This is a genomic window from Snodgrassella sp. ESL0304 (genome assembly GCF_013344995.1).
In the GTDB taxonomy this organism is placed as follows: domain Bacteria; phylum Pseudomonadota; class Gammaproteobacteria; order Burkholderiales; family Neisseriaceae; genus Snodgrassella; species Snodgrassella alvi.
The window spans coordinates 97,367-122,884 of record NZ_JAAEDR010000016.1 but is presented as its reverse complement, the minus strand read 5'-3'; the positions used below and the strand labels follow the sequence as shown (position 1 = coordinate 122,884).

Here is a 25,518-nt window from a genome sequence, read left to right as displayed (position 1 = left end):
CAGACCGGCAGCCACATTAGTAATCTTCTGCGCCTGATTGGTACCATGGCTGGCATCATAGGCACCGGAACCATCGGCATTGTTTTTCCATTGCAGTGCATCAGACTGCAAAGCAGAAACATTGCTGTTCAGTGTGCTGATATTACTATTAACATTGCTCATATCACCGACTTTGCTTACAGCAGTAGACAACGAGCTTAAACCAGTGGTTGTAACACTGGCCAGATTTTTCATCTGTGCCACATTCACCGCATCGGTATCGTTTGTACCTGCTGCCAGACCGGTTAACTGACGGGTTATTCCGCTGCCTGCATTACCAATAGCAACAGCACCTGCGGTGCTGGTCCAGGTCGGATTATTCGCAGCAGAATTTGTACCAGTAGGGTCAAAGCCGGTTTTTCCTTTCTCAATATCGGCAACTGATCCGCTGCCCAGAGCGACACCTGCGTCTACAATAGTCTTAGCACTGGTACCTATTGCAATACCACTGGCATTGCTAACGCTGACAGAGTTACCAATAGCAATTGCATCAGTAGCATTGGCACCTGAACTTGTGTTATTACCAATAATTAAGCCACGAGCGGCATTAACCGTGTTATCATTGCCCAGAATCAGGCCACGAGTGGCCGTGACGGTATTATCATTACCAAAAACCAAATCTTTGGCTGAACTAACAGTATTATCATTACCAAAAACCAAATCTTTGGCTGAACTAACAGTATTGTTATTACCAACAATACGGATATTATTTACGCCTTCAGTTGTACCGCTAATGGTATTTTTATTACCGAAAACACCAGAATCATCAACAGCAATTGTGCCGTTTTCGTTACCAAGAGAATAAGTGTTGTTACCGGTAATATTGGTTGGGTTGCTCGGGGTTGCAATTATTTCACCATCCTTGAAAATGGCATTGCTTTGTACACCGCCGATTGCCCCGGATTTACGTCCGCTGACCTGATTACCCGCTCCAATACTGATACTCTGATCGCCAACTGCCTGTGCTGCATTACCGACTGCCACACTGCTGTTACCGGATGCATTTGCACCGGTGCCTAAAGCAACCGCTCCATCATTATTTGCAGCACTGCTTAAACCAACTGCTACGCTGCCGGTACCATTTGAAGAAGCCATAGAGCCCAGAGCCACACTGGAAACACCAGTTGCCTGAGAGCTTATACCAAAGGCAATTGATGCAGCGCCGGAAGCCAGAGATGCTACGCCGAAAGCCATTGCTCCGCCCGCAGTTGCAGTTGCGTTAGCTCCGAATGCAGTGGAATAATTCCCGGTAGCGTAAGAACCGCAGCCATAGGCAAAAGAATAAATACCATAAGCTACAGGCATTGCATTGTTATCACCGCCGGTAGGGGCGGCCTGATAACCGGTTCCGCCATCGGTCTTACCTTCATCACTCCATGCTTCTGCTTTGTTAGAAGTTACGCTTCCGTACGGACGACCGTTCGCAAACGCAGTATTTCTAATGAAACGTAAGTATTCATCTGTTGCTGAAATGCCATTGGTAACGGTTCTGCGACCATTAACTCTGTCTGCACCACAATGGTCGTCATCACCCGAGAATACCATGCTACCATGGCCGCCATATTGATAGCCGCCACCAGGCCAAACTGTACCGCTGTTATTGCCGCCGACAATTGCCGCATTAGCTGCATATACTGGAGCAATTGCCTGCCATTCTAAAATCAGCGCTGTTATTGTTACGCTAACAATTTTTTTCAGTCCTAGCTTATTAATAATTTTTTTAACTATTGATTGTTCACAAACAGTATTTGATTTGGTTTTACTATTCGCCAGCTCTGATGCGGCTACCCATGTTTGGGTATTTTCATTCCAGACATTCCGATAAACCTTGTTCATAGGTTTTCTCCTGATTGATTAAAGTTACAAAACCAACAATCCAACCCCCTGTACTACAATTTGAATCTGCTTACTCGGCTTTAAAATATCTGCTTATCTTGACGGCTGTATCAGCAGATAGCCGACTCAGGAAATAATCTTCCGGAATAAACAATGACAAAGGTTTACCCAGCGTTAAATCCAATTAATGAAAAAGATTACGCTTGAAAAATAAAAGCTTATAAATTCTTAATTATTAATTATTAATATTTTCAGAATAGATAAATGATTAACTTAATCTTGTAACTTTTTAATACAAAGGTATGAGCAAACTGAATAATTAATATTAAATATATAGAATTAACATGAAAAAATATAAATGTACTTATTTATAATTAACTTTAAATGTAAGAATTTAATGTAAAAATTAAAATAAAGAATAAAAATGAGAGAGAAACAGTGAACAATGCCATTTTATGGCTGTGAATGATAGAAAAAGAAATATTTGATATATGCAAATTATTTAAAACGTATATTATTGCAGTGTGTCGATTACAGGAGAAATCAAAAAAGATAAAAAATAATTTGGATTTAAGAAAATTTAAATCCAAATCAGCAGAGATAAGAAAGTAAGACGAACAAATTAGCCGGCTAAATCATAAATTTTCATATCTCATTTCTTATCTGGCTCTAAAAAATAGTAAACAAATTGATCATCAATTTTATAACCTGACTTTTCATACAGAGCTCTGGCTTTGAGATTATCGATTGATGTGCATAATGGAATGCCGTCATAGGCAGAATTACTAGCGAAGTTTCTTACTTTTTCCATTAATGGGTGGCAACACCGCATCTTCTGTGACTTTTTATAATATATAAGTCATTCAAAATGATAGTGAGTGATATAACTAAAGAAGAATATGAAAAATATAACTGTATAAAACCATATGCTGTTTTATTGTCGTAGGCTAGAAAAATGATTGAATCATTGTTTATCAATCTTTCTTTAATGAATTATTTTGATTCAGAATGACAATCCTTAATACCATAAAATTCTCGATATTCAGAGAAAAGTTATGATATATCATCAAATTCGTTTAATGTTCCTTGTAGTATATTAAATGAGGTATCCATACGTTTATCAATATCATAATGCTATTTAGATAATTAGTATTATGATATTAAACCGCTCCGTTTGGTTCAATATCTTATTTGTAATAGCATAGATTAATATTATAAGAGTGTAACTTTTCAGATTTCTTCAGAACGAGTTTTAATTTTGGCGGGAGAAATCTATTAAATCTGTACACTGCAAATCAAAATTAATATATATATATTAAAATGAATCAACTGGTTTAGTTTTTTTGACTGAATTAATTCTATTATAGATTGTCTTTTATCTTTAAAGAAAATTAGTTTTCAGGATTATAAATAAAAGTGAATGGTATAAAACATCAATAAAAAATATATTAAAGGTGGAATTATGAATAGTGTATTTTCTGCCAGGGTATCAGCATTGCAGATTTTTTTATCCAGGATATGATAACTAACAAAAGAGTGATTACCTTTTGCTAATCTTTGTTCTTTTAAAAAAATAAGTTTCTAATAAACCCAATACATCATTAATCAGCATAATACCGGTAATAATTAACAGAGCACCGAGGAAAAAAGCATAGTCAGGTAATTCAGACAGAATCAGCCAGCCCATCAGCATGGCAAATATTGGCTCAGCTAATTCAGTTACCTGAACCTGAGCAGCGGATAAATAACCAAGTGCTTTGGTAGTACAGTAAAATCCCAGAATAGTAGGTAAAATGGCCAAAGCTATCAGCCCTGCAACGGTTTGCCAGTGAAAATCAAAAGGGTTTTGCCGGAAGGTTGCTAAATAGGGTATAGCCAGATAGATCAAACCAAACAATAATAAAAATCTGGTCAGATAAATACCACCATGTAAACCGAATTTCTTAACCAATACACTAAACAGCCCGTAACCGGCTCCTGCGGCACTGGCAAATATCAATAACAATAATGAGGCCTGTCCAGACCATGAAATAACGCTAATGCCGGCAATTGCAATAGCAACACCGGAAACGGCTGATATTTTAATTTTTTCATTTAATAATAAGCAGCCGAAAACTAGTGCAGCTATCGTAGCTGAAGCCATGAGTATCACGACTACATTCGCCGCACTGCCATGTCCGTAAGCGATTGTTTCAAAGAAAAACAAAGTAAATATTCCAAACAGAGCACACAGACCGATATGCATCCAGATTTTTATATTATTATCTGATACAGGGGCAACTATCTGAATTTGCCGGGTAAATGGAGTACGTATCAAAAGTAGTGAAACAAAAACCAAAGCCAGAAACGTTTTATAAAACGCTATTTCATAAGGATTCAATCCACTGGCCATCAGTAATTTACTGATAATACCTATAGAACCATTTAGTGCGGCTGCTGATAATGCAAATAAAATTCCGGCTAAAGCTTTAGGCATTATGGACTTTCTCCGATAAATCTTTCCACATGGCAGATTTCGAATACGCTGACTAAACTCAGAATCAGGTTCCGATCATTCATTCAAACATGTAGCTATCTGACACGATAATTAAATAATCATATGCTAAAGCCAGTATTCTATACTGTTTAACAAGTCTGTTTTTATAGTTTTAAGAGTTCTTGATTGCCCGCCCCATCTCTCGGTTTCTGAATTTGTATTTGCTGAATAGTAGTCAGAGCAGAAATACTTTTACTGGTTTTAATCTGGTTTTTATTTTAATTATGCTAAATAAATATATTTATCATCGCCGGTGCTGATTATTTTTATAGCATTTGATAATGCAACCGACCACTTAAATGATTGTTTTATTCTGTAACGGTTTAATGGTTATTTGAAGATTAATTCTGTATCAGCAGGGAACAGGCTTAGTTCACTTTAGACATTAAAGCCGGCTATTGTCTTATCTGGTTGATGAATAATTATAATAATTAATTTTATATAATAAATTATTATTGTTTTATTTTAATTTTTTATTGTTAAATTTACATTTACATGATATTGTATGCCTGGTTTTTATATTTTTATAAAAAGGTACTAAACATGAACACTGTAATGCTTGAAACACATTCCCGATTAAACCGTTATTGCAAATTAATGTCTCAGTTAACCCTGATTCCTATATTCTGTATAGGTATCGGAATGATATCTCCTTTATTATTTTATTTTTTTGATATTCATAATATCGGACTGAATTCCGGAGGATATTCATTTTTTATTACTCATAGTATGGGTGATGGTAATGCTGATATTGATATATCCAGACTTTCTCTATGGCAGGCAGTTTCTGCTACCTTAATTGATACCATAATCATTGCGATTCTGGCTTATGGTTTCATTCAGCTCAGATTGCTGTTTCTAAGCTACAGTAAAGCAGATTATTTTTCTGTGAAATCAGCAAATTACTGTTATGCATTTGGTAAAGCTTTGGTGATTTGGGAAGTTTTACAATTGCTCTCAGAGCCTCTGCTATCGTTTATCTTAACGTTTAATAATCATTTTCCGGATCGGTATATTTCGATATCATTTGAAAGTAGTGATTTAATTCTGTTATTCCCTTCTATCAGTATTATGATTATCGGTCAGATACTAAAAAAAGCATGCCAGATTGCAGAAGAAAATAAGCAGTTTATTTAACAGGAGTTTAATGTGCCGATTAGAATAAATTTAGATGTTATGCTTGCTAAACGGAAAGTGAAATCAAAAGAGCTGGCTGCTGCTATTGGTATTACCGAGCAAAACCTATCTTTGCTTAAACAGGGAAAAGTAAAAGGCATCAGGCTAGCTACGCTGGAGGCAATCTGTCAGTATCTGGATTGCCAGCCGGCTGATATATTGGAATATATTAAAGATAATCACCCGGAAACGACATTGTAATCGTTATCATGTCGTTTCATTAGTGTATTGTCATATTTTACCCATAAGAAAAACTAAAATAAAAATCGTATTTTATCTGTTTTCTTTAAAGCGAATCAGACGCCCAGTGTTGCTCCGCCATCTACAACAATTTCCTGCATAGTGATCTGTGCTGCTTCTTCAGAGAGCAGGAAAGAAACGGTATTGGCGATATCTGCCGGCTGAGCCAGTTTTCTGAGAGGAATGCCAAGACGATATTGTGTTAAGTCACCATCCACTATACCAGCCGGTGGTTCGTTGTCGGTCCATAATTGTTGTTGCATCGCTGTGAGGGTAGAGCCCGGTGAAACGATATTAACCCGGACATACGGGGCAACTTCCAGCGCAAGATTGCGGCAGAAATGACTGAGTGCTGCTTTGGTGGTGGCATATAAACCCATCTCAGTGCGCGCCATGCGTGCACTGTTAGAGCTGACGGTAACAATACAGCCTTGTCGCTGCTGCCGGAAATGTGCGGCTAAATGCTGGCTGATGAATATGGGCGCCAGCAGATTAACATTCAGGCTGGTTTGCCATTGTGCCTCAGTGGCACTCAGCAATGGTGTAAGAATTAATACTCCGGCCACATTAACCAGACCGGTTATATTGTATTGATTAATCAGTGTATTGAGTAATATACGGGTTTCTTCGAAAGCAGTGATATCCTGACTAATGCTTGTCCAGTAAGTCTGATACTGGGCTTCAATCATCTGTTGTACCGGCCAGCTCGGCGAATAGGGCTGTTTATCGATTCCGATAACATGATAGTGCTGTTCGAGCAGTTTAATAACAATCGCAGCCCCTATACCCTGGGCTGCACCGGTAACGATAATGGCTTGCTGCATGGTTGTTTCTCCAGATAATGTTACTGTTGCTGAAATACATTGAGCATAGTTTGCATTTTGGCTTCGGTTTCAAACCATTCTGCTGCTGCGTCTGAGCCTGCAACGATGCCTGCTCCGGCATACAGGCGGATAATATTGTGATTCAGTAAGCCGTTGCGGATAGTAACGACCCATTCTCCGTTCCCGCTGGCATCCATCCAGCCATTCAGTCCGCTGTAGTAATGACGGTTATAGCCTTCATGATTGAGAATAAAGTCTCTGGCGATATCCGTTGGTGTGCCGCAAACGGCCGGTGTGGGATGCAGATGAAGTGCCAGATTAAGTGCATCGGGCGCATCGGCTTTCAGTTGCCCCTGAAAGACTGATGACAGATGAAACATGGTTGATGTAGTTAAAATTTCGGGTATTTCTGATGCCTGATACGCTGAGCAATAGCTGCTGAGCTTGTGCCGGATATTATCGATAACCAGCTGATGTTCATACCTGTCTTTGGCCGACTGATAAAGTTCTGTCTGAGTCTGGCTGTTGTGTTCCGGAATGGCCGGGCGCGGTCGGGAGCCGGCCAGCGGGTTACTGCGTACCTGTTGCTGCTGGCGCGATAGCAGTAATTCCGGGCTGGCACCAAAAATGTACTGGTCTTCTTCTACAGGAATCATAAATTTATAGGCATCAGGATTTTGCCGGATAAGGATATTCAGTAAATCCTCCGGGCTGTACTGCCGGGCAAATTCAAATTCTGTTGCCTGTGACAGCACAATTTTTTGCATCTGTTTATCCGCCATAGCGCTTAAAGCTGTTTGAACACTGTGTTCGAATGCCTGACGCTCTACCAATGATTTTTTGCGGATAAGGGAGTTTGCTATTTTGCCTGCTGAGGCAGTATTGTGCTCAAAGTGAGCTGGTGAGGTTTGATTAAATTCACTGTAAAAATTTAAGGTACCGTTTTTTCTGGTATCAAATGGAATAGCAGCAATAAGAATGGGATTGGTATATCCCTGCGCTTTGATGTGATTAAAACAGTCGGCAATCTGCTGATTGCAGGATTCGGACTGATTAACCGGCATGTGTATTTTATGGATAAGATGTCTGGCACTGATGTGATGCTGTCTGGTTGCAAAACAGGCAAACTGATCCTGAGATTGAATAGGAGAGTGGGAAACAACGCTTGACTCTGTAATCGTCATTTTATTACCTGTAGACAGATGCGGGTTATATGTAATGAAAAATCTAGATAAATCAGGCTATGTAAGTTTATATTAATGCAAATAGTAATCATTATCAATAATTATAATAAAAATACAGAAAATTTTCTGTTCTGGGCAAAATTCAGCCACAAGCTGTTTCAGATATATGCAATGGTTATTATTTTTTCTTTTGTGCAATGGAAACAAACTTCTGCTGTTTGCGGATTTGCATGGGTAAGCGGTGAATCAATCAGGAAATTCAGGTATGAATGACGATACGACTGGAAAGCTATATCAGTAAAATTAATCAGTTTCTGATATTGATGAAACCATGCTTTGATAATGCTCTCTTTTGCTGAAAAAAGCAGCAGCGCCATCAACGGCAGGTCAGTACTGTGTTCGGTTATATAGCGTAATTCGGCCGCCCGGAGAAACAGGCTCAGAGTGGATTTATGCTCATTCATAATACTCTGGTGCTGCCGGTATTCAATATCGATACCCAGATAGCGGTGTGTCGGTTGTTTTTTCTGTACGCAGGCAATAGCCAGACATTGGCGCTGATTGCTGGTGTGGCTCAGACTTCCCTGTAAGGATTCAGGAAAAAGTGGCTGTCCCTGTGAGCCTGTTTTCAGATTAAAGTTGCTGTAATCATACTGTAATAATGCATATTTTGCCGCCAGCCGGCCGGCTATAAATTCTGTCTGGCGTTTGTGCCGGCTTTGTCTGATGTTGTCCGGCAGAAAGATGTTATGTATCTGACCAATTTTATGCAAAACCGCTGTGTCGGCTAATGGCATGCATATCTGGTGAATGGTGTTATCGCCGATGCTGATTGTGTGATGACTGAATAATGCAGGCGAATCATTCACCGGCAATAGCAATTTTCTGCTGCCGGCAGAAGTGTTTTGCCGGCAGTCTGTTCTGCCCGGGTCTGATATAAATGACATGCATAGCCTGTATTTTAAGATATGGCGCTAATCAGTAGTATTTGCCTGAATCATATCTGGTGTTTATGTAATATTCGGCGATAAATCCAGAGTCAGGGTAGGCTGCCACGGAGCCGCACTGCGATGCGACACAAAAATCAGGGTGCAGGACTGGCTGAGTATAGTATCAATCAGTTGTTGTTCCGTACTTTCATCCAGTGCTGATGTGGCTTCATCCAGAATCAGTATCGGCGCATGCTTGATAAGAGCACGGGCAATGGCTACGCGCTGCTGTTCGCCGCCGGATAGGGCAGAGCCCTGCTGGCCGACATGTTGGTGAATGCCTTCATCCGTCCGGTCGATAACTGTTCCCAGCATACATTGTCTGGCAATAGCTTCGATTTCAGCGTCACTGGCGTCAAAACGGCCGATGCGGATATTGTCTGCCAGAGTGCCGGTAAAAATAATCGGGTTCTGAGCGACATAAGCCATATTGTCTGTCAGTGTCTGATAAGACAGTTGAGGCAGAGGAATGCCGTCTAATCTGATTTCACCCATAGCCGGATCATCAAAGCGCAGGCATAGTTGCAGCAAGGTACTTTTGCCACTGCCGCTAACGCCGGCGACGTGTAAGCGCGCACCTTCGGGAATATCCTGATTAATGGTTGTCGAGCCGGTGATACAGTTCAGATTATGCAGAGATAACTGTGCATGCTTCGGGGTGCGCGTTTCTTCTGTTTCAGGCAGTACCGGCGGATGGGTAAGTTGCTGAAAGTGGCGCAGTGAGCTGATTAAGTCATTGATGCTCAGACCGGCAGTAGCCAGTGCGCTTAATGGTGCGCCGGCGCGCCCCATCAGTAATAATACAGCCAGTATCAGGTATTCATCGTTCTGAGCGGACAAAATACAATAAACCGCCATACCTGCCATGGGCAGCACATTAGCTAAAGTAGCTATCAGCGTTGCACTGGCTGCACTACAGTTAATTTTGCTTAGCAGGTTTTCCTGAGTGCTCCAGCGCTGCCGGATAGTATCCAGCGCATGAGCCGATCCTGCGGCTGTACGCAGCAGAGTAAGGTGTTCAACCAGTTCAATGGTTGCCGTGGTGCTGTCCAGTTCGGTCTGATGGCGTTGTGCATCAGTTTTATTTAAAGCATATTGTGCCCATACTTGTAATAGTAAGGACAGCAATATCATCGCCAGTGCAGCTAACATGATGCCTGTACCGGCAACAAAGGCCAGCCCGATACAGATAAACAGGGGCAGACAGGGCGCATGTAAAAACGTCTGCAACTGATGCGCCGGAATGCTCATGAAATTCGGAATTTCCTGTCCGGCAGTTTTACTGATAACCGCACGGCGCTGGTCATTAAACCAGGATAATTTAGCACTGGACAGAGAACGCCCCAGTGCGGCAAATAAATCTCCGGCCAGACGTACGCCGGTAAGAAAGCCGTTACGGGTAACCAGTACCGTAATCACTATGGCAATAGCAGCACTAATCACTACCCACAGTGGCGACTGCTGATTTACTATAGCCAGAGCCAGTATGGTGTAAGCACATGCTTCCAGTACAGCAACCAGTATCCAGCCGATGCTGACAGCAATCAGGCGGGGTCTGGTGGCGGCCGGTATGGTTTCAAAAAGGGAGTGTTTGTTGCCGGCTGCTGTATTCATGCCTCGCTCCTTAATGCTTCCAGTACCAGTTTTGCATCGGCTTTATCGGCCAGAGCCGGCTGGTGAGTAACAATGATAATGGTTTTATGCGCAGTATGAGCCAGTTTCTGCAAAGCCTGAAATATTTCCCGGGCATTCTGATCATCCAGCGCACTGGTAGGCTCATCCATTAAGATAATTTCTGCCTGAGTGAGAAAAGCCCGTGCAATGCAGATACGCTGTTTTTCTCCGCCGGACAGGGTACGGGCAGGTGTTGATAAATCCAGATTCAGATTGGCTCTGGCCAGAGCCTGCTGCATGACTTCATCGCTGGCATCAGGAGCAGTTAAGGCCAGATTGGCACGAATCGTATTGTCTAAAACATCATATCCTTGCGGAATAAACAGAATCAGCCGGTGGCGGGTATCATCATGTAATGCAGACAGATCGGTCTTACCCAGTTGAACAGTTCCGGATGTCAATGGTATGTATCCGGCTAATGCATTGAGTAAAGTAGTTTTACCTGCTCCGCTGGGGCCGGTAATAGCGGTAATGGCGCCGGCGGGAAATGTGAAGCTGAGTTTGCGTAAAACCGGATGTTCTTCCTGAGAAAAAACTGCATCATGCATAGATAATACTGCCGGCTCCGGCAGATGATTTATGGTTCCGGCCGGTAATAAAGGCTGATGTAAAAATTCGGTCAGACGTTTGGCAGCAGCGCGTCCGGCTCTGATGTAATCAATACCATGCCCGAGACGTAATGCCGGTGTCACAATGGCCAGACTGAATAACAGAGTGGCAGCCAGAGTAGTGGTGTCCTGTGTATAACTGACCCAGTAGCCAATGGCAAATGTCGCTACTGCCTGTAACATAGCAGTGGCTATGGCTGCCGGCGTGGCCGCCTTGGCTACCCAGTGCACCATATTGCGGGTAAATTTTTCAGTTGCTTCTGTATAGGCAGTTAATGCGCTGGAATGCTGCCCGTAAATACGATAAACCGGAATCCCGCGTACATATTCATCGGCCTTATTAATGATATCCAGCATTACCTGCATACGTGCGGTACCGTCACGCCGGGTCATGCGCGGTATGATGATGAGATAATAAACCGAAGCAATCAGTCCGGGTAATAATACCCATATTGCCGATATGCCGATAAAATAAATAAGGATGCCGATGGATAAAAGCGGAATAACCGTAAATACGGCAATCTCACCGGGTAAATGCGCCAGCATATGATGCAAACTGGCAACATCATCGGTTAGCAGCTGTTTAAGTGTCTGCTCATTCTGTTTAGCCAGTATATTGGACGGCATACGGATTAAATGCTGTGCCACTGTCCGGCGTAAAGCCGCCGCAAAGCGGCTTTCTGCCTGATGTGCCAGCCATGAGGACAAGGCCGTAAACAAAGCGGCCAGCAGCCAGCTGACCAGTGCATAATTCAGCCAGCGCCAGCTCATGTTATCGATAAATTTAATGATAAACCACAGCCCTGCCAGCATAGCGATACCGGCAATTACGGCGGCAAGTGTACCGCTTATCAGCCCGGGCAGGGCTACCCGCCACTGATGTGCCAGACCGGACGGTATGCTCTTGCCGGATAGATTTAAGTCAGTCATGTTTTATGTTCCTAAAGCTGTATGCAGCGTCCGGCTAATTATTTGCAGCCAATTCTAGGCTGAAACAGTTTTATTTTGTTTTTCAATGAGCTGCCACCAGTTGTTTAGCGAAGGCTGCTGACCTAGTACATCATAGCCAATATTGATGTCATACTGTTTCAGTTCTGCGGCAAATTGCATAATGCGTAAAGAATCCAGGCCGTAGAGAATCAGGTTTTCTTCGGGGTTAATGGTTTCTTCCGGTATTTCCAGGAATGTCTGAACTTTATGTGTCAGCCATGCACGAGTAAGACTATTTGTTGACGGCAACAGTGCCTCTGTAGTGGTCACTTGTCCGCAACAGCCGGCAACATAATTTAACGCTTGCTGGTGTTGCTCCGCTGAGAAGTCAGCCAGTGCATCAGCTACAAAAAATACCTGAATATCCTGCATAAATGCTTCTGCAGCGGTAAGCATACAGCCGATATGCGCATAAACACCACCGATAATCAGCTGATCACGCTGCCAGTTATGCATGTGTGCCAGTAAATCTGAACGCTGAAAAGCGCTATAACGCCATTTGGTCAGTATGGTATCTTCCGGACGTGGTGTCAGGGCATTAACTATTTTCTGCTCTTCAACAGGTGCGGTAGTAATACCCGCACCCCACATATCATTCAGCAGCGCCCGTTGCTGAGGACGCTGCTGATGCGGCTGGGCGGTATACACCACGGGAATCTGTTGCTGAGCCGCCCGGCTGCGCAAACTTTGCAGATTCTTTATCATTGTCCGGATGAGTGTGCTGTCCTGCTGATAAAAATTCAGAAAATAATTCTGCATGTCATGAATTAATAATACAGAGCGCGCAGCATCAGCTTCCCAGTTGGTTTTATTTTGCGGGATTTGTGCCAGAGCAGGCATCGGATAATCAGCGATTTGTTTGATAGTCATGCTGTCTCTCGTTTCTCATTCTGATAATTATTTCAGGCAGGATTTTGCTGAAAGGTTTCACGTAAGCGTTTTTTGTCGGTTTTGCCGACGGCAGTAAGCGGCAGGCTATCAACAATGCATACCTGATCAGGCAGTTTGTAATGAGCAATACCCAGATTGAGCAGATGGCGTTTCAGGCTCAGAGCAGTTAAGTGCTGATTCTGTGACACAATAAATGCACAGCTTTTTTCACCAAAACGTTCATCCGTAATAGCCACCAGTGCGGCTTCGGTAACATCAGGATGGGTAATCATCAGTTTTTCAATTTCTTCAGCAGCAATTTTTTCGCCACCGCGGTTAATCTGATCTTTAACCCGTCCCACCACTTTCAGGTATCCGTTGCTGTTACGCTGTACCAAATCACCTGAATAATAAAAACCTTCTGTATCGAAAGCCTGGGCATTGTGTTCAGGGCTCTGGTAGTAACCGCGAAAGGTATAGGGACCGCGTGTTTTCAGCATACCTGTTTCTCCGGCAGGCACTTCGTCACCGTTTTCATCCACCACTTTTACTTCATCATCCGGGCTGATAGGACGTCCCTGAGTGGTGACAATAAGCTCTTCGCTGTCATCCAGCCGCGTATAGTTCACCAGTCCTTCCGCCATCCCGAATACTTGCTGCAACTGACAGCCGAAAACATTTAATACCTGTCGTGCCACTGATTCCGGGAAACTGGCACCGCCTACCTGAATTAATTGTAGTGAGTGCAGCTTTTCCAGTTGCTCAGGTGCCTGCTGTAACCACATAGATACGGCACTGGGTACAAGCGAAGCCATGGTCACCTGATGCTGTTCAATCAGGCTGAAACAACTCAGCGGTTCAGGGCTTGCCGCCATTACCACACAACCGCCGGCATGAAATACACCCAGAGCGCCGGGTGAGCTCAGCATATAATTATGTGCTGCCGGCATGGCACAGAGTAATCGGGTATGCTGATTCAGAGCGCAGATTTCGGCACTGGCACGCACGCTGTAATCATAATCATTGTGCGTACGCGGAATGAGTTTCGGCGTACCGGTACTGCCGCCGGAAAGCTGGAAAAAAGCCACTTCATCTGCCGGTGTGGCAGCATAATGGCTGATAGCAGAATGCGCAGTGGTATACCAGTCCGGCAGACTTTCATCATCAGCAAAGGCATTGAGCATTAGAGTTAAAGCCGGCGCCAGCTGTAAAGTAGTCAGTTCAGTCAGAAAATCATTTCCGCTGAATACTTCATGATGGCGTGAAGCCACCAGCAGCCGGGGTTTAATCTGGCTGAAAAAACTCTTTAATTCATGCTGACGATGATTAAACAGTGCATTCAAAGGCACAATACCGGCTTTCAGCAGAGCAAAAAAGACAATATAAAATTCGGCAATATTAGGTAGCTGCACCAGTGCAGTATCACCTATGCCAAAGCCCTGTGCGCTCAGTCGGGCTGCCAGATTATCAGAAAGCTGATTTAACTGCGCATAACTGAAATGCCGTTCACCACAGATAATCGCAGTTGACTGCGGAAATTGTCTGGCTGTTTGTGTCAGCACGCGGGTTAACGGCTGATCCAGCCAGTAACCTTTCTGGCGGTATTTCCGGGCTAAATCTTCAGGCCAGTGTGTATAGCTAATCATCTTATCAGCCTTTTTTCTATCTGTTAAACCAGCTGAATCAGACAAAAATATTGATTAATCAAAACAAATTGAATCATCCAACATTTTTCTGGTGGTCTGTTCAGGGTTGCTAATTACGGTTTGCTGTAGTGATAAATTTTAGTTAAATGAAACTAGTAATCATTTTCATTTAACTGTATCATCGTCAAAAATCGTAAATTTGTCAACAGAGTAAAGAAATAATGTGTGAACTTACTCCAATGCAGTCTGCATGCTGGTTTGGGCGTGTGCATGACGCCATGCTCGGTGGTGTGGCTGCGCATCTGTATACCGAATTCAATGGCACTCAGCTGGATTTAGACAAACTCAGACAGGCAATTGAATGTCTGTACCGGCGGCATGAACTGTTACGTTTGCAACTGAATGCCGAAGGTGAAGTAAGGATCAGAGATACGCTGCCGCAAAATGTATTGGAAATAGATAATTTTTTACATTTATCCGAGGCGCAGCAGCAACAGAAACTTGAAGACAAACGCCGGCAATGGACACATCAGCAACTCAGTCTGGATGAAGGACAGACAGTACGTTTTTCTGTCAGCCTTCTGGGTAATCAGGTTTTTCGCCTGCATATAGATGCCGATATGATTGCCGTTGATCCTTCCAGCTTCCGGATTCTGATGGAGGATCTGGCTCAGTTTTACGCAGACAGTACCGTCTGTCTGCCTTCACCGCCATCTTTTTATGACTGGCGCAACAGGATTCAGCAGGATCTGTACCAACGCCAGCAGCAACAGCGTGCTCGTCAGTGGTGGCTGTCACGCATGGATATTATCGCACCTGCGCCTGCTTTACCTTTAAAGCAACCAACCCCGGCCGGAGCACAAAGCACACGCTTAAGTGCAATTATCGGTGCAGAGCAGGCATTACTGTTACGCCGGTTTGCCCGTCAGCAGCGGTTAACCTTTTCTGCTCTGATACTGGGGTTGTTTGCCTATACATTGGGCAAAGTCACCCATGATCGTACTTACCGGCTTAATGTGCCGTTTTTCTGGCGGGAACCGCTTTTGCCTCATATTGACCGAACCATTGGTGATTTTGCCGATCTGGTGCTGTTAAATGTTGATATGACTGAAACGCCTGATCTGGAAACTTTTTGCCGGCGTCTGGCGACTGAATGGCGGCAATGTCTGGATCACCGGCAATTCAGTGGTGTTAATGTAATGCGGCGTTTGTCACGTCATCATGCTACGCCGCAAATCGCACCAGTAGTATTTACTGCCGCAGTCGATTTACCTGAAAAAAATCTGTTCTCATCCAGGGTACATGAATATTTTGGCAGTATGGACTGGTGTATTTCACAGGGGCCACAGGTGGCACTGGATGCACAGTTTGTGCAGCTAAATAATGATTTACTCATTAACTGGGATATTCGTCTGGATGCATTAGCCGATACATGGGTAAACGGACTGTTTGAACGTTTTCTGACTCTGCTGAATACATTGATTACGAAGCCGGAATATTTTTCACGCCCGTTAACTGAATTGAATCAGTACCTGAATATTACGGAACCTGATGAAAAAGCCACCCCTTTAAACTCTCTGCAAAAATCCTATTTGTCCGGCCGAAGTACTGCTTTTGCGCTTGGCGGTGTGGCGATGCAGGAATTTCGCGAATATGCCGGAACCCTGGATTTACCCGCATTCAGGCAGCGTCTGGCTGATATGGTACAGCATCATGCCAGCTTAAGAACCTATATTGATGTCAGGCGTTGTGTACAGTGGGTAAATCCGCAGGTAATTATTAATTTAACTGAAATCAATCTGTGTGGAGAAGAGCCGGCAGCAGCTACCGAAAAAATTGACAGTTTTCGCCGGCGTTATCAGCAGGAAATATTTGATTTACAGGAATCGCCGTGGGATATCACACTTTTTCAGTTATCCGCACAACAGTTTATTGTCTTTGCACGCTTTGATGCGCTGATTCTCGACGGACGGTCTATTGCAGCGCTGATGTGTGAGTTATTCACAGATACGGAGCTGAAAGAGGCGCCACTGCTGTCTGAAAACAGGCAGCAACCGGATAGTCAGACTTATAACACAGCACTTGCCTACTGGCAGGCACAGTTGCAGCCTGTTACGAGCATTCCGCAATTACCCTGGAAACAACCTTTAGCGACACTGGAAACTTCACCCTATCAGCGACAAAGTGCCGTATTGCCTGCACAGATATTCGATAAATTATGTCAGTCAGGTTTACGGCAGGGACTCTTTAAAAATTCCTTATTGATGGCGTTGATTCTGGCGGTATTAAATCGCTGGCAGCAGACATCCGGCCTGCTGTCGGCAGCGGTACCGGTTTTGCCGCTGTATGAGGGCGAATTATCCAATCAATCCACTTTTGTTGTGGTCTGCTGGTCATCCGCAACCGGATTTATCGAACAGGCGGCTAAATTACAAAAGAATATGCTGGACGGTTTGCAGCATCTGGCCTTTTCCGGTGTGGACTTGGCAAGATTACTATTTGAGCAGCATGGCGAGGCACCGGTTTTACCAATCGTTATTACTAATGGATTATCGTGGCCGGTGTTACCGGCAGGCAGTGCAGTTCATTATGTTAACGGGTTAACTCAGACACCACAGGTAGCGATAGATATTCGCTTCATGCTCAGTGATGACGGCGCATTGCTGTTTAATATTGATTTTGCACAGGCTGCCATTGATGCGGCCATCATTCAAGATTTTCTCGCAGTTCTGGTCAGCGTCTGTCAGCAACTGGCTGATCAGGGTCTGGAAAGTATTGATTCCGTATTAAATCAGACATTATCCGGTATCACAATCAATCCGAATAGGCAGTGTGCTGATGCAGTTATCCTTCAAAGAGAACAATTAGAACATATTTACCGCGATACGCTGAATATCGAACAAACCATAGTTATTGAACATACCCGGCCATTCAGCCAGCTCGGATTACGCCCTGCGCATGTAAAAAAAATTACCAGCCGGATAAATCACAGTTTCAGACTGACTCTGAATCCGCGCCAGTTAATCGGCTGCCGCAATATGAAGGAAGTAGAACAACTGATCCGGGCAGAAATGGATTCAGTATAAAAGCATGACATGTTGTAAATATTTAAATGTTTAACTTTTTGTACATAGGGACGGAATAAACATGGATATAAAGCAAACGGATTTGGCAGGTATTGGGATTGGTCCTTTTAATCTGGGGCTGGCGGCATTATTATCTGGTCATTCAGAAGTCAATGCTGTATTTCTGGATAAAACGCCTACTTTTCACTGGCATGCCGGCTTATTATTGCCTGGTACCACATTGCAGGTACCTTTTCTGGCTGATCTGGTTACCATGGCTGATCCGTGTCATCCCTTAAGTTATCTTAATTACCTGTGTCAGCAGGGGCGTCTGTATCAGTTTTATTACTATGACCGTTTTCTGATTCCGCGTCAGGAATATGATGATTATTGCCGCTGGGCAGTACGCCAGTTGCCATCCTGTCATTTCGATGCCTGTGTCAAGGCAGTAAGTTATGATTATCGTCAGGAAAGATTTATTCTCGAAAGTGAATCTGCAGCCGGAGACAGACAGATTTTTTCCAGTAAAGATATTGCTGTCGGTGTGGGTACCCAACCTTACCATCCTGAGTGGCTGAAAAACACCAGCCACCCGCTGATACAGCATTCAGCGCAATTTACCTATATGCAGAAACAATTGCAGGAATGTAAACAGGTTACCGTGGTCGGGGCAGGGCAAAGTGCTGCTGAATGTGTGCTGGCTCTTTATCGCGCATTGCAGCCGGAACAAATCCGGGCAGGCGCGTCAATCCGCTGGATTACCCGTTCTGCCGGTTTTCATCCGATGGAGTTTTCCAAACTGGGGCAGGAGTGCTTTACTCCGGTATATATGCGTTATTTCCAGACACTGACACCGCAGAAACGGCGTGAAGTCAGTGCCGGTCAGGGGCAGCTTTATAAAGGGATCAGCTTTGCCACCATTGGCGATATTTATGATTTATTGTACGAGCGAACCATTGCCGGTGCACCGGCAGGGCTGACACTGTTTTCTAATTGTGACGTACAGTCGGTTGAAATACTGCCTTCCGGCGTAATTAATATGACCTGTCTGCATACCCAGCTTAATCAGCAACAAACCATTCAGACAGATGCAATTGTGGCAGCCACCGGCTACCATCATCAGTGGCCGCAATGGTTTGAAGAGCTGAAAGGCAGTGTTCTGCAAACAGATGAGCACAATGACTATCTGGTTAATGAAGACTTTACCGCTGTACGCTGCGATAGCGGTAAAGGGCGGATTTTTATTCAGAATGCCGAAATCGCCAAGCAGGGAGTTGGTTCCCCCGATCTGGGTATGGGCGCAACCAGAAATGGTGTGATTATTAATCAGCTTCTGGGCAGGCAATATTACCGGGTACCGGAATACTCGGCCTTTCAGCAATATGGGTTACCGCAATAAACTGCCGCTTATAAAAAATCGCCCGAAAGGGCGATTTTTTAACAGGCCGGAAATTTTTTAAAAATCATACGAACCGGATAAAAGGAAAGTTCTCGGTGCACCTAAAGACAGATTGGACAGGCGCGGCATGCCCCAATATGCTTTGTTGGTTACGTTCTTCACTTCCGCGCGCAACGTAAACGGATGGCCGGATACTTTGGCATTATAGCGGGCACCAATATCAAATACAGTATGGCCGGGTACCGATAAACTGTTTTCCTGATTCAGATATTGTTTGGATACAGCCGTAGCATTGGCAGAAAGAGTAACAATGCCGGCTGCGGCTTTAATATCCCACTCCGCACCCAGCTTACCCTGTACTTTAGCCACACCCGTAGCGATATTTCCTTCATTGGCATGATTTGCCAGTTTAGTCAGCTCCGGTTTAATGTAGCTGGCACCGCCTATCAGACGTACTGTTTCAATCGGCGATGCTATAAACGTCCATTCAATACCGCGGTTGCGCTGCTGACCGCCGGATGTAAACTCATTGGTTCTCAGATCAGTATAACTATTGGGTTTTTTAATTTCAAATATGCTTAAAGAATTAACCAGATTGCCGTAATCCCATTTTACTCCCAGCTCAGTCTGCTTGGTTTTATACGGAGCAAACACCTTGGGATAATTAGCTGCTGTAACGGGGGCTGAATTACCCTTGGTCAAACCCTCAATATAATTGCCGTAAAGTGATACATGATCTGTGGCTTTAAACAGAATAGCCACGCCCGGAGTCAATGCGTGTTTTTTGTATTCAGTTAAAACAGGTTTACCCATCAGGCTCAGATTATCACTTTTGACTTCCTGATAGCGCAGACCTAAAGTCAGCTGCAGTTTATCATCCATGAACGACATAATATCGGCCATCCCATAGCTTCTGAGCTGCAGTGAGCTTCTGGAAATTGGCGGAACATCAAAGGGTACAGACTTACCCCATGTCGGATCATACATATTGGTTATCCATGTAGCCCATGGAATACTTCTGACACCAAAATCATGCTGATTATGCTTGTAGTAAGTAGTATTAACTACCCATTGATGATTTACCGGACCAGTATCAAACTGACCTTTAAAGCCCACATCTGCTGATTTCTTGTCCAGATCAAATGCCAGCTGCGCCATTATGGTCTGAATGGTGCCTTTGTTATCCAGTAAATTGGCTGAAGTAGCACCATTGTATTTATAATTGGTTTTACTGCGCCCGAAAGCCGCATAAGCAGTAATATTGTTTGTAATATCAAATTCACCGCGCACCATGGCTCCGCGGTCTTTATTGCTGACATAAGACCAGTCGGGGTTAATCAGCGTTTTCGGATTTGGCGGTGAGGGTACTTTCATATTTTTACCCAGATTGATACCACGTACCACTCCATCCACCTTGTCATTGGCCATATAGATATCGGCAGAAACCCGTGCACGGTCGCCGCGCCAGTCCAACCCGACTGAACCGAGCTGGGTTTTCAAGTCCTGTTTTCTTACAGGGCCGGAGCCATCCTGATAAACCCCGTTAACCCGGATCCCGAACTGTTTGTTCTGTCCGAACCGGCGGCTGGCATCAATGGTGCCGCCCCATTGTGAATCAGACATATAGGTAGGCGTTATCCGCAGCAATGGTTCATTACCTGCGCGCTTGGATACCAGATTAACTGTGCCGGCAACAGAACCGGCAGGCGGCATACCGTTTAACAGTGCGGACGGTCCTTTCAATACCTCAATGCGTGAAAACATGGCCGGCGGTGTACGGTAATAGGGGGCAATACCAAATAAACCATTCATCGACATATCGTTGGTGTCGGACTGAAAGCCGCGGATATAGTAATTTTCACTCCAGCCGCCGATAGCGCCATTGGTAAATACCGAAGGGTCAGTAGCAGCAATGACATCAGTGACATTTCTTGCCTGAGAATCCTCAACGAATTTATTGGTATAGCTAACGGTATTAAATGGCGTTTCCATCGCAGTTTTATTGCCAAGAAAACCAAGACGGCTGTCTTTAGCCACAAAACCGCCGGAGTAAGTTGTTTTTCCGCCTGCTTCCACCACCACATCAGCCAGAACAGCTTCACCAGTGGATTGAGTATTCTCGGTAGCTGTTTTTTTCACTGCAGGTTTGGCTTTATCATCAGCCGGTTTCGCATATATAACCGGAGTGTAAAGCAGCATGGCGCTGGCAATACTCAATATCAGCGCTTTGGGTGAGGAAGTGAACGGATGCAGAAAATTTTTGCTTCGGTGTCTGACCGCAGGCAAAGCCTCTTGCCTGCGGTGATGTGCGTGTTTACCCATAGATTTCTCCTTGTTAACTAAACTCACGCAATACATTTAACGGATGGATTTATTGGTAGGGTCTGGTTTTCTTATTTATACAGCTTATTATTCTGCTGTAATTAAAACAAAGTTATTGATAGCCTTTCATCACATCCTGCATAAGCAGTCGCATCGAAGTAGGGCTGGCTCCGGTGGTATACCATGCATCGGCATCCACAAAGACTACCCGGTTGTTTTTCCATGCTTTGGTAGCGCGTAATAACGGATTAGTTACCTGTGCAGCGCTAATCACCGGCTGATGCTCCATAACTGAGGTACGGTCAATAATGTACAGAATGTCCGGATCAGCCCGTTTAATAAATTCACTGGAAATCGGCTGTCCGTGCAGGCTGGTGCTGAGATCATTACTGGCCGGTTTGACACCCAGATCACTGAAAACGAAGCCGTAGCGTGAATCCACCCCATAATTACTGAAAGAGCCATTGTTATAGAGTACTACCAGCGCTTTTTCCGGCCGGTCTTTAGTCACGGCACGAACTTTACTGACTTCCGTATCCAGCTCAGCAACCTTGGTGCGGGCTAAATCTTCACGGTTAAAAATCTTACCCAGAGTCAGCAGATGATTTTTAATGGTGTCCAGATGCCCGTGTTCGCTGTTATTGAAATTGATCTCATAATAGAGCGTAGGTGCAATCTGCGTCAGTTCCTGATAATGGTCTTTCTGAATCGGAGTCATTAAAATCAAATCAGGTTTCAGAGTATGGATACGTTCCATATTCGGCTGCACAATGCCGCCTAAATCGGCAATATCATCATGATTCTGTTTGTATTTATCCAGAAAATGCGGAATAAAATCCTTGGGCATTCCGGCAACAGGCACATTTAACTGATCCAGAAAGTCCACTTCATTCATATCCATTGCGGCTACACGCTGTGGAGTGTGATCAATTGTAGTCGTACCAAGCTGATGCTTGATAATAAGCGGCTCACTACGCTTCTGTACCGCAGGCGAAGACGCAGAAACCGGCTTTTTATCACAGCCGGATATGGTCACCATTGTTGCTACTGCAATCAGCCCCAGCAGACTGACAGCACATTTTTTGAGTTTCCCGTTCATATTTTACCTTTCGACTTTTGAAAATACTGACAGACATAACCATGTTTATTGTGACTAATTTCAAAATCCAGCTCATACAGTTCACTCAGACGTTCTTCAGTAATGACTTCCTGAGCAGGACCGCTGAAACTTAACTGTCCCTGTTTTAATGCGACAATATAATCTGAATAATTTGCAGTAAAATTAATATCATGCACCACCATAATGACAGTTTTCCGCTGCTCTTCACTCAAACGCCGGATTGCTGCCATGATTTGTACTGCATGATTCATATCCAGATTGTTTAAAGGTTCATCCAGCAGCAAAATCTTGGTTTCCTGAGCAATAGTCATCGCCAGAAAAGCCATTTGCCGCAGCCCGCCGCTTAATTCATCTATATACACATCACGCAGGGCACTGAGTCCCAGAAAATCGATTGCCTCGTCCATAACCTGATGGTCTCTGGCTGAGAGTACCCCGTGCCCGTAGGGAAAACGGCCGAACGACACCAGCTCCTTAACCGTCAGCCGCAAACCGAAATAAGGAGATTGCCGTAGCGTTGCGACCAGACGGGCATAATCAGCAATGCGGATGCCGGCAATATTCTGCTTATCAAACAGAATATTGCCTTTAGTCGGCGAAAGCAGCCGTGCCAGAATCATCAGCAGAGTGGATTTCCCTGCACCATTGGGGCCAATCAATGCAATTACCTGCTGCATCGGCAGCTCCAGATTAATATTGTTCAGCACCGGCCGATGACCATATACTTTGGAAATATTCTGAATAGAAATCATGCCATTCCTCGATGACGGACAATAAGCAGCAGAAAATACACCCCGCAAATCAGATTAATTAAGATACTGACTGTCGTTTTATAATTAAACACATGCTCCACCAGAATCTGAGCAATCAGAAACACCGCAATAGCTACCGCACTGGCAAATAACAGAATCCGTTTATGCTGATAATGGCCGGCGAAGGCATAAGCCATATTGGCAATAAATACCCCCATAAAGGCAGTCGGACCAACCAGACTGGTCGACACAGCGACCAGTACAGCAATCAGACCGAATCCCCAGCGCACATAACGGGCATAATCAACACCAAGCGAAACAGACTGTTCCTCTCCCAGAGCCATCACATCCAGAGTAGTCAGATACGGATATCCCACCAGTCCTACAGCCAGAATGGCGACAAAAGCATATAAAAGCGTCTGCGTTTCGGAATGATTAAAAGATGCATAATTAATTCCCTGAAAAACAGAAAATTCGCCCGGGCTGATTTTGAGCACAATAAACTGCGTTAATGTGGTGATAACCATGGTCAGCACCATACCGAATAAAAGCAATAACCACAGACTGTGGCGTGCACGCGGTAGCAGATAATGATGAATAAGCCACGAATAAAACAGCATTAATCCGACTGAAGCAAAAAAATTCCCGTTCAGACCCAGCAGCCCCAGACTGCTTTGTCCCAGAAAGAACAGCAGCAAGACCTGCCAGAACAGATATACTGCCTCATAACCCATAATTGCCGGAGTCAGAATCCGGTTAGTTACCAGCGTCTGGAACACCACAGACGAAACCGCAATACAAATACCTGCCAGCAAAATAGTAGCCAGACGCAGTAATCGCTTAGGCAGCACATATTCAAAATCAAGACCGGAATCAAACAGCATAAAAAATACCGCCAGTCCGGCAATACAGGCGCAAAGCAGCCAGAATTTGCGATTCATCATCGTAGACCCCGTAAAATCAGCAGCAAAAAGACAATGCCGCCAACTGCACCGGCAGTAAGGCCAATAGGTATTTCAAAGGGGTAGATCAGCAAACGGCCGGTAATATCACATCCCAGCAGTAGGCATGCCCCGCCCAGCGCGACAACGGGTAAAGTTCTGGCTAAATGTTCACCGTATTTAATCGCTACCAGATTCGGAATCACCAGACCAATAAAAGGAATAGAACCAACCGTAATCACCGTAGCCGCAACAGTAACTGATACCAGCATCAATCCAATAGCCACAGTTGTTTTATAGCTTACGCCCAGACTGGCAGCCATCTGCTGCCCCATACCCACTACAGTAAACCGGTTGGCAAATACATAACTCAGAATAATTACTGGTACAAGCACATACAGCAATTCATAATGCCCCTGCACCACACGGGAGAAATCACCCAGCAGCCAGCCCTGAACATTTTGTAAAAGATTATTTTTATAGGCATAAAACTCAGCCGCAGCACTTAAAACACAGCCATACATCAGCCCGATTACCGGAATCAGCATAATCTGCTGATAGCGGATTCTGGCAATAATCCAGATGTAAATCAGTCCGGCAACAAAGCAGAACAGCAGAGCTGCCAGCATCTTACTCAGCACACCGGCAGAGGGAAGCAGTACCAGCGAAACCAGAATGCCGAGTTTGGCTGCATCCAGCCCGCCAGCTGTTTCCGGCTCCACAAATTTATTGCGGACAATATGTTGCAGAATCACACCACCGATAGAAAGTCCCATACCTGTGAGCACAATCGCAATCAGACGGGGAAAGCGGCTGGCTTTGACAGTTAACCAATCAGCATCAGAACCGGACAGCAGACCTGTCCATGAAACCGGATCAGTGCCTACCAGCAAAGACACAATACATAAAACAATAAATACACTGATCAGAATACGGTACATCAGTGGTATATCCTGCTACAGCAATGACTGATTACAGCCGTTGTCACAAAGTCATCACCATATAAAACCGTAAGCCGGTAAGTTAAATTTTGCTCCGGCATCAGCTGATACAGACTCAGCATTGATTCTCCTCAGGAAAGTGCTCTTTATGTCGATCCGCTGCTTATGCTGCTGTTTTACGGCATAAATCAAAACATTAAATAAAATTAGAAACAATTAAAGTTGATGAAAATGAAAATCAATTGTATTATCATTTTAAATGTATTGTAAAGTATTATTAATAAAAATAAAAATTCTGACTCTGATAAACAGAGCAGACAGATAGCACAAATCTCTTCCGATGTTAATTTAAGTTAACTGGTTAAA

General features: G+C 44.1%; 18 protein-coding genes. 4 read left to right on the top strand and 14 right to left on the bottom strand.

What is annotated here, in order from left to right:
- Together GYX91_RS09610 and GYX91_RS09605 are read right to left on the bottom strand one after the other, a co-directional pair.
- On the bottom strand, positions 1–1,875 hold a 1,875-nt coding region (locus GYX91_RS09610), incomplete at its 3' end, for an ESPR-type extended signal peptide-containing protein (RefSeq protein WP_255454443.1).
- Positions 1,876–3,415: 1,540 nt separating this feature from the next.
- Positions 3,416–4,351 (bottom strand): DMT family transporter, encoded by a 936-nt coding sequence (locus GYX91_RS09605; RefSeq protein ID WP_174830693.1) that lies wholly within the window; start codon positions 4,349–4,351, stop codon positions 3,416–3,418.
- 603 nt (positions 4,352–4,954) lie between these two features.
- Here GYX91_RS09605 and GYX91_RS09600 point away from each other — a divergent pair.
- Both GYX91_RS09600 and GYX91_RS09595 read left to right on the top strand, forming a co-directional pair.
- On the top strand, positions 4,955–5,548 hold the full coding sequence (locus tag GYX91_RS09600) for a DUF2975 domain-containing protein (RefSeq protein WP_174830692.1): 594 nt from the start codon (positions 4,955–4,957) through the stop codon (positions 5,546–5,548).
- 39 nt (positions 5,549–5,587) lie between these two features.
- Positions 5,588–5,788, top strand: coding sequence for a helix-turn-helix transcriptional regulator (locus GYX91_RS09595; protein WP_194240767.1), 201 nt, complete (start codon positions 5,588–5,590; stop codon positions 5,786–5,788).
- A 95-nt stretch (positions 5,789–5,883) separates the two neighbouring features.
- On the opposite strand, the gene GYX91_RS09590 is transcribed toward GYX91_RS09595, so the two are convergent.
- The 7 genes from GYX91_RS09590 to GYX91_RS09560 form a co-directional block, all read right to left on the bottom strand.
- Positions 5,884–6,651, bottom strand: a complete 768-nt coding sequence (locus GYX91_RS09590) for an SDR family oxidoreductase (protein ID WP_174830691.1) — start codon at positions 6,649–6,651, stop codon at positions 5,884–5,886.
- 20 nt (positions 6,652–6,671) lie between these two features.
- The gene (locus GYX91_RS09585; RefSeq protein ID WP_174830690.1) at positions 6,672–7,835 is read right to left on the bottom strand and encodes an isochorismate synthase MenF; all 1,164 of its coding nucleotides are present in this window, start codon (positions 7,833–7,835) and stop codon (positions 6,672–6,674) included.
- A 158-nt stretch (positions 7,836–7,993) separates the two neighbouring features.
- The gene (locus tag GYX91_RS09580; protein WP_174830689.1) at positions 7,994–8,782 is read right to left on the bottom strand and encodes a 4'-phosphopantetheinyl transferase; all 789 of its coding nucleotides are present in this window, start codon (positions 8,780–8,782) and stop codon (positions 7,994–7,996) included.
- Between the two features lie 63 nt (positions 8,783–8,845).
- Positions 8,846–10,438: an ABC transporter ATP-binding protein gene (locus GYX91_RS09575; RefSeq protein ID WP_174830688.1), complete on the bottom strand. Its 1,593-nt coding sequence runs from the start codon at positions 10,436–10,438 to the stop codon at positions 8,846–8,848.
- Positions 10,435–12,036 (bottom strand): ABC transporter ATP-binding protein, encoded by a 1,602-nt coding sequence (locus GYX91_RS09570; RefSeq protein WP_174830687.1) that lies wholly within the window; start codon positions 12,034–12,036, stop codon positions 10,435–10,437. Before GYX91_RS09570 ends, GYX91_RS09575 begins: the two co-directional genes overlap by 4 nt.
- Before the next feature lie 54 nt (positions 12,037–12,090).
- Positions 12,091–12,966, bottom strand: coding sequence for an isochorismatase family protein (locus GYX91_RS09565; RefSeq protein WP_174830686.1), 876 nt, complete (start codon positions 12,964–12,966; stop codon positions 12,091–12,093).
- Between the two features lie 32 nt (positions 12,967–12,998).
- Positions 12,999–14,612: a (2,3-dihydroxybenzoyl)adenylate synthase gene (locus GYX91_RS09560; RefSeq protein ID WP_174830685.1), complete on the bottom strand. Its 1,614-nt coding sequence runs from the start codon at positions 14,610–14,612 to the stop codon at positions 12,999–13,001.
- A 221-nt stretch (positions 14,613–14,833) separates the two neighbouring features.
- On the opposite strand from GYX91_RS09560, the gene GYX91_RS09555 reads away from it, so the two are divergent.
- Together GYX91_RS09555 and basC are read left to right on the top strand one after the other, a co-directional pair.
- A complete protein-coding gene (locus GYX91_RS09555; protein ID WP_174830684.1) occupies positions 14,834–17,698 on the top strand; it encodes a condensation domain-containing protein in 2,865 nt (954 codons plus the stop codon).
- Positions 17,699–17,759: 61 nt separating this feature from the next.
- Positions 17,760–19,076, top strand: a complete 1,317-nt coding sequence (gene basC / locus GYX91_RS09550) for a putative histamine N-monooxygenase (RefSeq protein ID WP_078474420.1) — start codon at positions 17,760–17,762, stop codon at positions 19,074–19,076.
- A gap of 57 nt (positions 19,077–19,133) precedes the next feature.
- Here the strand turns inward: basC and GYX91_RS09545 are convergent, their stop codons facing one another.
- From GYX91_RS09545 to GYX91_RS09525, 5 genes are all read right to left on the bottom strand, one after another.
- Positions 19,134–21,398, bottom strand: a complete 2,265-nt coding sequence (locus GYX91_RS09545; protein WP_174830683.1) for a TonB-dependent siderophore receptor — start codon at positions 21,396–21,398, stop codon at positions 19,134–19,136.
- A 112-nt stretch (positions 21,399–21,510) separates the two neighbouring features.
- Positions 21,511–22,497 (bottom strand): siderophore ABC transporter substrate-binding protein, encoded by a 987-nt coding sequence (locus GYX91_RS09540; protein WP_174830682.1) that lies wholly within the window; start codon positions 22,495–22,497, stop codon positions 21,511–21,513.
- On the bottom strand, positions 22,494–23,270 hold the full coding sequence (locus tag GYX91_RS09535; RefSeq protein ID WP_174830681.1) for an ABC transporter ATP-binding protein: 777 nt from the start codon (positions 23,268–23,270) through the stop codon (positions 22,494–22,496). Before GYX91_RS09535 ends, GYX91_RS09540 begins: the two co-directional genes overlap by 4 nt.
- Positions 23,267–24,214, bottom strand: coding sequence for an iron chelate uptake ABC transporter family permease subunit (locus tag GYX91_RS09530; RefSeq protein WP_202983738.1), 948 nt, complete (start codon positions 24,212–24,214; stop codon positions 23,267–23,269). The genes GYX91_RS09535 and GYX91_RS09530 overlap by 4 nt, the downstream gene beginning before the upstream one ends.
- On the bottom strand, positions 24,211–25,152 hold the full coding sequence (locus tag GYX91_RS09525; RefSeq protein WP_174830680.1) for an ABC transporter permease: 942 nt from the start codon (positions 25,150–25,152) through the stop codon (positions 24,211–24,213). Before GYX91_RS09525 ends, GYX91_RS09530 begins: the two co-directional genes overlap by 4 nt.
- Between the last annotated feature and the right edge of the window lie 366 nt (positions 25,153–25,518).